The organism is Tannerella sp. (assembly GCF_030528505.1).
GTDB lineage: Bacteria > Bacteroidota > Bacteroidia > Bacteroidales > Tannerellaceae > Tannerella.
Genome location: NZ_JAUMYS010000033.1, coordinates 19997 through 30226, shown reverse-complemented (window position 1 = coordinate 30226; position 10230 = coordinate 19997). Strand labels below are relative to the sequence as shown.

The following is a 10230-nucleotide window of genomic DNA, read 5'->3' as shown; positions in this document are numbered from 1 at the left end:
GGAGATAAATCACAACGGTGATTTATTACAATCAATTTGCGGGAGATAAATCACAACAGGAATTTTAACCTTTCTCCGTTCAACTCAACGGGAAGCCGCTTGTTTTTGGGGAGGGAGCGGCCGATGTGCGTTATCGGTCTGCCGGCATGAGTCGCTGAGCACTGGCAGGGCTTCGGGACCCATGTTGAACAGGAGGTCTACGATGCTCAGGTCGGGCAGAAAACCGTATTTTTCGCGGAACACCTGATAGTAGGGTTGAGGGTGAAAAGACGGATCGTCGTGCGGATGGCGCGGATGGAAGACATTCCGAAAATCGTTCGGGAGATTGGCCTCATACGTATCGGTACGGATGATTTGCGGTTGCAGGTCGATCAACTCGCAGATCAGCTGTTGCAAGGCTTCGTTATAATCCATCAGAAAAGTATATTTCTTCTCGTAAAACGGCGCAAAATCATCGGCATAATATTCGAAGAAAGGACTCATGTTATAGGCGGAGACGAATGCGTTCCAATGCAGATGGCGCCAGTTGCCGTGGTCGGAGATGCGGATATCGCGTGTCAGGATTTTCGGTGTCGGCGATTTTTCGACGGGCACGGTCAGTTCCTGCATGCCGTTGGCCGTAGCGATCCGGCAGCGGTTGCGGTAGGTCTGTTTCTGGTAGTTCTCGCAGGCCTCGATGCGTACGGAGTTGAAAGTGTACAGTTTGCAATAATAGCTGACAGGCGCCAGATAGGCGGTGGAAAGGCAGACGACACTCATCGCTTATTCGATGCGTTGAAACCACCGTTTCCGGTCGTTGCTGTACCAACGAAACCACACATTGCCCTCGATTCGGGTTTCCGGAATCAGCCCGAAGTGTCGTGAGTCGACGGCTTCATCCTCATTATCCGACAGCATCCAGTAATAATTTTTATGGAAGAAGAGGTAGCGCGTAGGCTTACCGTCTACATACAGTGTCCCGTCGACGATCGATGCCCGGTTACCGTATTCTGCAAGGATCGCCTCGCGGCACATCAGCAGGGAGGTCGAATCGATTCGGTAAAGGCTGTCTTTAGCCGGAATCACGAACGTATGGCGGAGGCGCTCTCCGGGAAGCCATTCGATATCCGGCAACTGCGGGAGTTTGTCACGAAGAAGCAGTTCTTCGCGGCTCGTCAGGCGGAAAGTCAGACTCAGCGAATCTTCTCCGACGCTGCGGTAGGGAATGTTCAGATCGCGCATCAGTCCCATCAACGGTTCCTTGATATTTCTGCGGATGCGAAACATGTTTTCGGTTGTGGGGAGGTTCGGATACAGGCGCCCGCCGATGCGGAAACCGTCTTCGCCAACGATGACCGTATCGCCCGGCATCCCCACACAGCGACTCAGGAAGAGAGGCGCTTGACGGCCTTGTGTTCGGTGACCCCTGAAGAGGACGATCCGGCCGCGTCCGGGGTTCGAGTCGCTGCGGATTTTATTCACCAGCACCCGGTCGCCTTCCTGTAGCACGTCGCTCATCGAACGGGTCGAGATGCTGTACGAGCCGACGCAGAAGAGATGCAGCCCCAATGCGATCAGGGCGGCTATCACCAAGCCTGTCAAGTATCGTATCAGCCGACGTGCCATTGTTTCACCATGCAGCGTTTTTGGGGTCAGTCGGCGCGTACCGTACGGAACATCCGGCTCCAGCGAATGCCTCCGTTGAAGAGGCTGCGGTCTTTATCGAGCGAAAGCCAGATAAGGATCGGCTTCCCGACGATATGATCTTCGGGCACGAAGCCCCACGAACGGCTGTCGGCGCTGTTGTGCCGATTGTCGCCCATCATCCAGTAGTAATCGTATTTGAACGTATACGTCGTCGCCGGCTGTCCGTTGATGAATACCTGCGTGCCGCGTACTTCCAACTTGTTCCCCTCGTAACTGCCGATGCATCGGCGGTAGAGTGCGAGGTTGCGTTCGTTCAGCTCGATGGTCGCCCCTTTCTTCGGGATCCAGATAGGACCGTAATTGTCGCGCGTCCATCCTGTGCGGTAACCGGCCGGATACGTCATGCCTCCCAGTTGCTCCGGCTCCACTTTGATCTGTTTCACCGAACCGATTTTCTTCATGATTTCCAGCGCCTCCTGCGTCAGCGGCAGGCGATAGATGGGATTGTATCGTCCGTCGGTCGAGGTGAAGCCAAGGAACGGCAGGTATTCGTAATAAAACTTTTCTTCGTCCGATGTCGGTACGGAAACGAACTTGCGGTCGCTCTTGCTGATGTCCATCTTGCGGAACTGCTCTTCGGTGAGCATCGCCCCGTCTGTCTCGACAAAATAGCAAAGCTGCATCCGTACCGGGTCTTTCTGTTTCTCTCCGTTAATGTACAGGGCGTTGTTGCGGATCGCCAGCGAATCGCCCGGCATCCCTACGCAACGCTTTACGTAGTTATCCCGTTTATCTACGGGGCGGTAGACGATATCGCCGTAATACGCCTTGTTGGCATGTACGGTCTCGCGTCCGGCCTCGTTCACCAGCCAGTAATAGTCGGGGTTCTGGTATTTGAGCGCGACCGTATCGCCGGCGGGGAAGTTAAACACGACAATGTCGTTGCGTTTCACCTGTCCGAATCCTTTTACACGCTTATACCCCCATTCCGGCCAGTCGAGGTACGACTTGCAGTTGAAAATCGGAAGCGTGTTCTGTACGAGCGGGAACGATATCGGAGTGTTCGGCACGCGTGGCCCGTAGCTGAGCTTGCTGACGAACAGGTAATCGCCCACCAGCAGCGTCTTTTCGAGCGAAGGCGTAGGGATCTGGTAGTTCTGGAATACGAACAGATTGATCAGGTAGACGGCTACGAGCGCGAACACAATATCGTCAATCCATTCGAGCGTTTGGCGTACTCGTTTGTTCTTCGAGCGTTTCCAGGCGCCCCACGGGATGAATTTGGTCAGGAAAATATCGACCAGCACAATCAGGCCGAAGAGCATCCACAAATTCTCCATCCAGATGCAGAACAGCGTATAGAGCGTTGCCCAGATGCCGAAATGGAGCCATTGGCGTGTAGTAATTTTTTTCATTGTTATCATTCGTTATTTTTTTGTATTCAAGGGAGAGATTTGAAGCAAGTCGTTCATTCCGAGAAAACCCTTTTTTCCGACGGTAAACTCTGCCGCGAGCACGGCACCCAGCGCCAGACCCGCACGACTTTTCGCACTGTGGCAGATACGGATGAAGTCCGTTTCCGAATCATACTCCACCTCGTGGATGCCCGGAACTTCTCCTTCGCGGACGGACAACACGCCCAATTCTTCGGGATGTTCGGCCTTGCCCGATACGCGGCGCGTCTTGCGGTCGATGGCGCTCAGGATATCGTCGGCCAGCGTGATAGCCGTTCCGCTCGGCGCGTCTAACTTATGGATGTGATGCGTCTCGGTGATCTGTACGTCGTATTCTGTGAAGCGGTTCATCAATTGGGCCAGATAAGCGTTGACGGCAAAGAACAGGTTCATGCCGATGCTGAAATTTGACGCATAGAAGAATGTCCGACCTTCGTCACGGCAGATCGCTTTGACTTCGTCGAGCCGGTCGAGCCATCCGGTTGTTCCGCTGACGACGGGCACACCAGCAGCAAAGCACTGCATGTAATTGTCGAACGCGGTATCCGGTCTTGTAAATTCGATGGCCACGTCGGCGCTCCGAAAAGCCTCTGAGCGGAAAGCGTCACGATGGTCGACATCGATGATTGAAACGATTTCATGCCCTCGTTTCAGGGCGGCCTCTTCGACGGCTTTTCCCATCTTCCCGTACCCTATCAGCGCTATTTTCATCTGTTTAGTTCTTCTGTCTGTTTGTCGTTACCGTAAACAATTTTATCATAAAGGCACAAATATAAGGATTTTGTATTATATTTGGGCAAAGTTTCTCAAAACTATTGCAAAATGAAAGAACGAGTCTTACAATACCTCTGGAAATACCGGCTTTACGACGAAGCCGACTTGCGCACGACCGGGGGCGAGCCGGTGACGGTTCTCGACCCGGGCTTGACGAACACGGATGCGGGGGCGGATTTCTTTAACGCCAAGTTGCGCATCGCCGGAACAGTCTGGGCCGGCGACATCGAAATTCACGGAAAGGCATCGGATTGGGTGCGGCACGGGCACGACCGGAATCCTGCGTATGATTCGGTCATTCTGCACGTCGTCGGAGAAAACGACGCGACTGTTTGCCGTAGCAATGGCGAAGTGCTGCCGCAACTTGTGCTGCGTGTTCCTGCGAAGGTGCAGCAGAGCATCGACTGGTTGCTGTCGCGCGAGGGAGCGGTCGCGTGTGCCGCGCGTCTTCGTGAAATCAGCCCTCCTTTTCTGTCGGGGTGGCTCAACGCGTTGCTGGGCGAGCGGCTGGAGCGGAAGACGGAAGACATCTTCAGACGGTTACGGCAAACGCGATACGACTGGAACGAAGTTTTTTACATTACGTTAACCCGTAATTTCGGCTTCGGAACAAACAGCGATGCTTTCGAGTGGCTGGCTGTGAGCCTGCCGTTTAAATATATCCGGAAACATCGGGACAGCAGTATGCAGATTGAGGCGCTGCTTTTCGGTCAGGCGGGACTGCTTGCCGCAGAAAAAGACGATGCATATTACCAAATGCTTCGGCGCGAATACGCGTTCCTGCAAACCAAATACGGGCTGAAGCCGGTAGACGCCTTTCTGTTCAAAAGGCTGCGCACCCGTCCGGTTAATTTCCCGCATCTGCGACTGGCGCAGCTCGCTTCCGTTTGGACACGCCATGATACGCTCTTTTCCGAGATACTCGAAAACCCGTCGGTCGAGAAGTTACAACAATGTTTCAATGTCCCTCCGTCGGCATATTGGGACACACACTATCATTTCGACAACGCGTCGCCGTCGCGTAAAAAACCGATAGGTCTTCATGCTGCCTATATCGTGATGATTAACACGGTAGCGCCTGTTCTCTTTGCGTATGGCAAGCAGAAGCAGCAACCGGAGTATGGCGAGCAGGCGTTGCATCTGCTCGAACAGATACCTCCTGAGCGTAACAGCATCGTCAAAGCGTTTACCGATGCCGGTTTGCCGGCGAAGAACGCCTGCGATTCTCAGGCGCTGATTCAACTTCGGCGCGAATATTGCGACAAGCGGAAATGCCTTTATTGTCGCATCGGTTTCCGGCTGATTAAGAGCGCCGCAAAATAAATTTCATTCCTGACGCCATTTGCCTTATCTTTGCGGCGGCAAAAAGAGAACGAACAGAGACGACGGCAATGTTGAATGACAGACGGAAAAAGATGCTGCATCACATCGGATGCATCGTGCAGGGGATATGGTGCTGCTGCGCTCTCGTTTCGTGCGCCAACATGGCTTCGCCTAACGGCGGGCCCTATGACGAACAGCCTCCGAAGTTCGTGAGCAGTACGCCCGCGCCTTATCAGACGGGTTACAAGGGTAAGCGAGTCGAGATTCTGTTCGACGAACTGATTCAGATCGAGAAACCTTCGGAAAACGTGATCATCACCCCGCCGCAAAAAGAGCTGCCGAGCATACAGGTGATCGGTAAAAAGATTCGCGTCGAATTGAAAGATACGCTGAAACCCGATATGACGTATACGATCGACTTTACGAATTCCGTATCGGACAATAACGAAAAAAACGTGTTCGAAAATTTCAGCTTTGCTTTTTCGACAGGTGAAACGATCGACTCGCTCGAGATTTCCGGTACGCTGCTGAATGCCGCGAACCTCGAACCGATGCCCGGCATCATGGTCGGACTGCATGCCGACTCGGCCGACTCGGCTTTTACGACTACTCCTTTCCTGAGAACGTCGAAGACAAACGACCGCGGACGGTTTACCATCCGCAACATCGCCGAAGGAACATATCGCCTCTATGCCCTGAACGATGCGAACCGTGATTACCTGTTCGACCAGCCGGGCGAAGAAATCGCGTTCCTCGACTCGCTCGTGACGCCGACTTTCGAACGGGCTTTTCGTCAGGATACGGCCTGGAAAGATTCCGTCACCGTCGACACGATTCGCACGGTCGAGTATACTCGCTTTCTGCCCGACGATATCGTCCTGTTCCTTTTCAAAGAGAAATTCAGCCGTCAATACATGCTTCGCCCCGAACGGCCGCAAGCCAACCGGTTTGTGCTCAAATTCAACGCTCCCGCCGACTCGTTGCCGAGGCTGACGCTGCTCGACCGGCCGAACCGCGAACCGTGGTTCCTGATGCAGCCGGCCGAAGGAAACACAGCCCTGCATTACTGGATTACGGACTCGATGGTCTGGAAACGCGATACGCTGCATCTGCAAGTCGACTACCTGAAAAGCGACTCGATGAACAGGCTGCGTCCGCAGACGGACACGATTCATCTTTCGCTGCGCAAGCAACGCGCGCCGAAGAAACCCAAAAAAGGCGAGGCGGAGCCGAAGGTCTTCCTGACGCTTCAATCCAAAGCCTCCGGTACGATTGAAGTCTACGATACCGTTTCGTTCGTATTCAACGAGCCGGTCATCGAACCGAAGCGCGAAGCCATCCTCCTCGAACAGCAGAACGATACGCTCTGGACATCCGTCGATTTTACACTGGTGCAAGACAGCCTTGATTTACTGAAATATCACATCCGGCATCTGTGGAAATACGGTGCGAGCTATCGCGTCACCATCGATTCGGCACAGTTGCAAAGCATCTACGGGCATCATAACGATACCTACGAAACGTCGTTCCAGATTCGGAAAAAGGAGGAGTACGGACATTTCTATCTCAACATCGGAGGGGTTACGGAGCCGGCTTTCGTGGAGCTGCTCAATGCGAACGATGTGCCTGTGCGCAAGCGACCGGTTAAAGACGGAGGCGTACTGTTTCCCAATCTGCTGCCCGAGAAATATTATGCGCGGCTGATTGTCGATACGAACGGAAACGGAGAATGGGACACCGGCAATTATGCCGGAAAGCGACAGCCCGAAACGGTGTATTATTCGCCGAACATCTATACGATGCGGGCAAACTGGGAGATTGAGGAAACGTGGGACGTGACCGATACGCCCGTCACCCGACAGAAATTGCCGGAAATTACAAAAAACAAGCCGAAAGATGTTACGCGAAGAAAACGTGATTATAAAGAAGAAGGTCGGTCGTCCGGACGCTCGTCGAGCGGTGCCATCGGGCTGCCGTTCTAAATACGGCCGCATCGTCATTGCGGCGATTTGCACACTCCTGTTCGCAGCGCATGCGCGGACGCAATGCCTGCCCTCGACGCTGACACTCAACCACGGCGAAACGGTCAACTACGACATCTACTTTAAATGGGGCCTGCTTATGTCGCGTGCCGGCGAAGCCTCGCTTTCGTTCGGAAAAGCTACGTATCAGGGACAGAGCGCGTCGCGTTACCGCCTGCATTTCCGTACGGTCAACCTCTTCGAATCCGTCTACCGGATGCGTGATACGATGGATTGCTATTATGCCCCGGACTATTCACTGCTGTTCAGTTCGAAACGTACGCACGAGAATCATTATTACCTGATCGACGAACTCACTTTTTCGTATCCGAACCGCCGTACTTCGATACGCTCTCGCCGCTACACCCCGACCGAAACGAAAATCGATACGACGCTCACCGTGCGCTCCGGCTGCGCGTTCGACATGCTGGGAGCTACTTTCTTTCTGCGTACGATAGACCGGAAGAAACTCAAAACCGGAGATACGTTCCCGATGACCGTGGCTATCGGAAAAGATTTAGTGAAAATCAGCTATCGCTATCAGGGACAGGCCGTCGTCGAACGTGGAAACGTCAAATACCGGACCCTGCATTTTTCGGTCGATATCTACGATAAGGCTTTCACACAGACGAAGGCGGCCGCCGAACTCTGGATAGGTGACGATGATAACTTTATCCCCGTCAAGATACGCTCGAAACTGAAAATCGGCTATGCCGAAATTCATTACAGAAGTGCGTCCGGACTGAGAGCGCCTCTTCATAGCTGTATCGAAATTAAACGGTGAAATGTGCTGCTTTTTTTATTGTAATTGAAATTGCTACTGATTGAATGTGTGCTGGTGGTATCTTTGTAGAAAGCATGAGTTAATTAAAGAGCCTTTTTCCCGAAAGAACCGGAAGAGTTTGAGCTTGTGATCATAACCTTGAGGGCAGATGCTTTTTTCGGAAATATAGATGAAAAACCATCATGGATGCTATTGTTGATTTGTTAGCGTACAGTACGTATTGGCTTTTCTTTAGGTGAGATTGAGGGTAAACGAAATTTAGGTCGTGACACCTTTCACGATTATCTTCAGGCACTCAAAGCCGTCCGTTCTTCGGTGGAAATTTATAACAACAAACGTCCGCATTGGGCTTTGAATTTACTTGCCCCCAAACAGGTACATGCATCAAAAGTGGCGTAAATCATGAAAGAAAAAGAAACGATAACAACAAAAACAACTGTGAACCTTTTTCAGGACATGACACCTTGCGACTATCCTATTCGATCTATTCATATTGAGGATTATTTTAATTTCACCCTTAAATTATAACCTGTTGTGCTTCGAGTACGCAAATAGACCATCAATCAAGTCTGCAGGATTTGATTTTTTTATTCCATCGGCATAAAAAATAAAATTTTTATGTAAGTTTGACAACTCAAATAGATACAAGAAAAATGATAAAAAAAGGAGATAAGGTACGTTTCTTGAATAGCGTGGGCGGGGGCATCGTCAGAGGATTCCGCGATAAGCGTACGGCATGGGTTGAAGATGAGAGTGGGTTTGAGTTTCCCGTCTCGGTAGGTGAATGTGTGGTAGTCGATCAGGGAGGCGGTACGCCGCGTGACGATCTCTCCTTTCGACAGGAACGGCCGACCGTTGTGCAGGCTTCGGAGCCAGGACGCGAAACACCCGATGTGCCGCGCATACACGAAACACTCGAAGGCGAACGCCTCAATATCTCGATCGCCTATCTGCCGGTCGACCCGAAAAGCCTCACATCAAGCGGTTATGAAGCCTACCTCGTAAACGAAAGCAACTACTATCTGTACTATAATTATATGAGCGCCTCGAATCGGAGCTGGACCAGCCGCTCGTCCGGAGTGATTGAGCCGGATACACGTATCTTTATGGAAGAGTTCGGGAAGGAAAATCTGAACGAGCTGGAGCGCATCTGCGTGCAACTGATGGCCTTCAAGAAAAAGAAACCGTACACGTTGAAGAATGCCATCTCCGTAGAGCTTCGGCTCGACACGGTTAAGTTTTATAAGCTTCACTGCTTCACTCCGAACGATTTTTTCGACGATGACGCGCTCATTCTTCCCCTCGTCCGGAATGACGTGCCGGAGCGTCCGCTGCTGATTTCCGCCACAGACCTGCAAGAGGCGATGATGGAGAAGAAACGTGACGACCGCCGCAAGTCTCAGCCGGCCTCCAAACCGAAAGTGCCCGAAGCTCCGATACTCGAAATCGACCTGCATATCTCTCAGCTCCTCGACGACACGACGGGCATGAGCGCTTCGGATATGCTGAACTATCAGCTCGATAAGTTTCATGCCGTCATGCGAGAGCACGCCGGGCAAAAGGGCCGGAAGATCGTGTTTATACACGGCAAGGGCGAAGGTGTGTTACGTGCCGCCATCGAGAAGGAACTGAAAACGCGTTACAAATCGTGCGACTATCAGGACGCTTCATTTCGTGAGTACGGATTCGGGGCTACGATGGTCAAAATACGTTGAGGCCATGGGATTGGAAATAGAGCGCAAGTTTCTGGTACGGGGCGACTTCGAGCCGATGGTGGTTCGCCGAAGCCGGATTGTGCAGGGGTATCTGTGCTCGGACGAGGTGCGTACGGTGCGGGTACGCGTCTGCGGTGACGAGGCTTTCCTGACGATTAAGAGCGCCACGAACGAACGCGGATGGAGTCGTTACGAATTTGAACAGCCGATACCGCCCGCTGACGCCGAAGAACTGCTGACGCTTTGCTGCTCGGGCGTTATCGAGAAGGTACGGCATTGGATCCCTTTTGCCGGTCATACGTGGGAGGTCGATGTTTTCTACGGCGACAATGCCGGCCTCGTTATGGCCGAGATTGAGCTACCCTCGGAAGACGAGCCGTTCGAGAAACCCGGCTGGGTGGGCGAAGAAGTCAGCGGCGACCCGCGTTATTATAACGCCATGCTCTCCTGCCACCCTTTCTCCCACTGGGGAAAGTTGTCCTGTCCTGAAAAAAAGTTGACAGAAAAATATCGGACAAAATGACAAAAACAGG

Annotated in this window: 9 protein-coding genes; 5 read left to right on the top strand and 4 right to left on the bottom strand. The window is 52.5% G+C overall.

The features are described 5' to 3' along the window. Positions 1–84 precede the first annotated feature (84 nt). The 4 genes from Q4A89_RS06780 to dapB are packed head-to-tail and all read right to left on the bottom strand — an operon-like array spanning position 85 to position 3791. The gene (locus tag Q4A89_RS06780) at positions 85–759 is read right to left on the bottom strand and encodes a WbqC family protein (protein ID WP_303184481.1); all 675 of its coding nucleotides are present in this window, start codon (positions 757–759) and stop codon (positions 85–87) included. 3 nt (positions 760–762) lie between these two features. After that, complete coding sequence (lepB, locus tag Q4A89_RS06775; RefSeq protein WP_303184480.1) at positions 763–1605, bottom strand: signal peptidase I; 843 nt, start codon at positions 1603–1605, stop codon at positions 763–765. A 26-nt stretch (positions 1606–1631) separates the two neighbouring features. After that, positions 1632–3041: a S26 family signal peptidase gene (locus Q4A89_RS06770; RefSeq protein ID WP_303184479.1), complete on the bottom strand. Its 1410-nt coding sequence runs from the start codon at positions 3039–3041 to the stop codon at positions 1632–1634. Positions 3042–3053: 12 nt separating this feature from the next. After that, complete coding sequence (dapB, locus tag Q4A89_RS06765) at positions 3054–3791, bottom strand: 4-hydroxy-tetrahydrodipicolinate reductase (protein WP_303184478.1); 738 nt, start codon at positions 3789–3791, stop codon at positions 3054–3056. A gap of 111 nt (positions 3792–3902) precedes the next feature. Here dapB and Q4A89_RS06760 point away from each other — a divergent pair, with 111 nt between their 5' ends. The 5 genes from Q4A89_RS06760 to Q4A89_RS06740 all read left to right on the top strand — a co-directional run bounded on the left by Q4A89_RS06760 (position 3903) and on the right by Q4A89_RS06740 (position 10220). Continuing rightward, positions 3903–5177 (top strand): DUF2851 family protein, encoded by a 1275-nt coding sequence (locus tag Q4A89_RS06760; protein ID WP_303184477.1) that lies wholly within the window; start codon positions 3903–3905, stop codon positions 5175–5177. 92 nt (positions 5178–5269) lie between these two features. Continuing rightward, complete coding sequence (locus Q4A89_RS06755; RefSeq protein ID WP_303184476.1) at positions 5270–7159, top strand: Ig-like domain-containing domain; 1890 nt, start codon at positions 5270–5272, stop codon at positions 7157–7159. Then, complete coding sequence (locus Q4A89_RS06750; RefSeq protein WP_303184475.1) at positions 7074–7982, top strand: DUF3108 domain-containing protein; 909 nt, start codon at positions 7074–7076, stop codon at positions 7980–7982. The genes Q4A89_RS06755 and Q4A89_RS06750 overlap by 86 nt, the downstream gene beginning before the upstream one ends. Before the next feature lie 653 nt (positions 7983–8635). Continuing rightward, positions 8636–9697, top strand: coding sequence for a DUF2027 domain-containing protein (locus Q4A89_RS06745; RefSeq protein WP_303184474.1), 1062 nt, complete (start codon positions 8636–8638; stop codon positions 9695–9697). 4 nt (positions 9698–9701) lie between these two features. Continuing rightward, entirely contained in the window at positions 9702–10220 is a 519-nt protein-coding gene (locus Q4A89_RS06740) for a CYTH domain-containing protein (RefSeq protein ID WP_303184473.1), read from the top strand. Positions 10221–10230 lie beyond the last annotated feature (10 nt).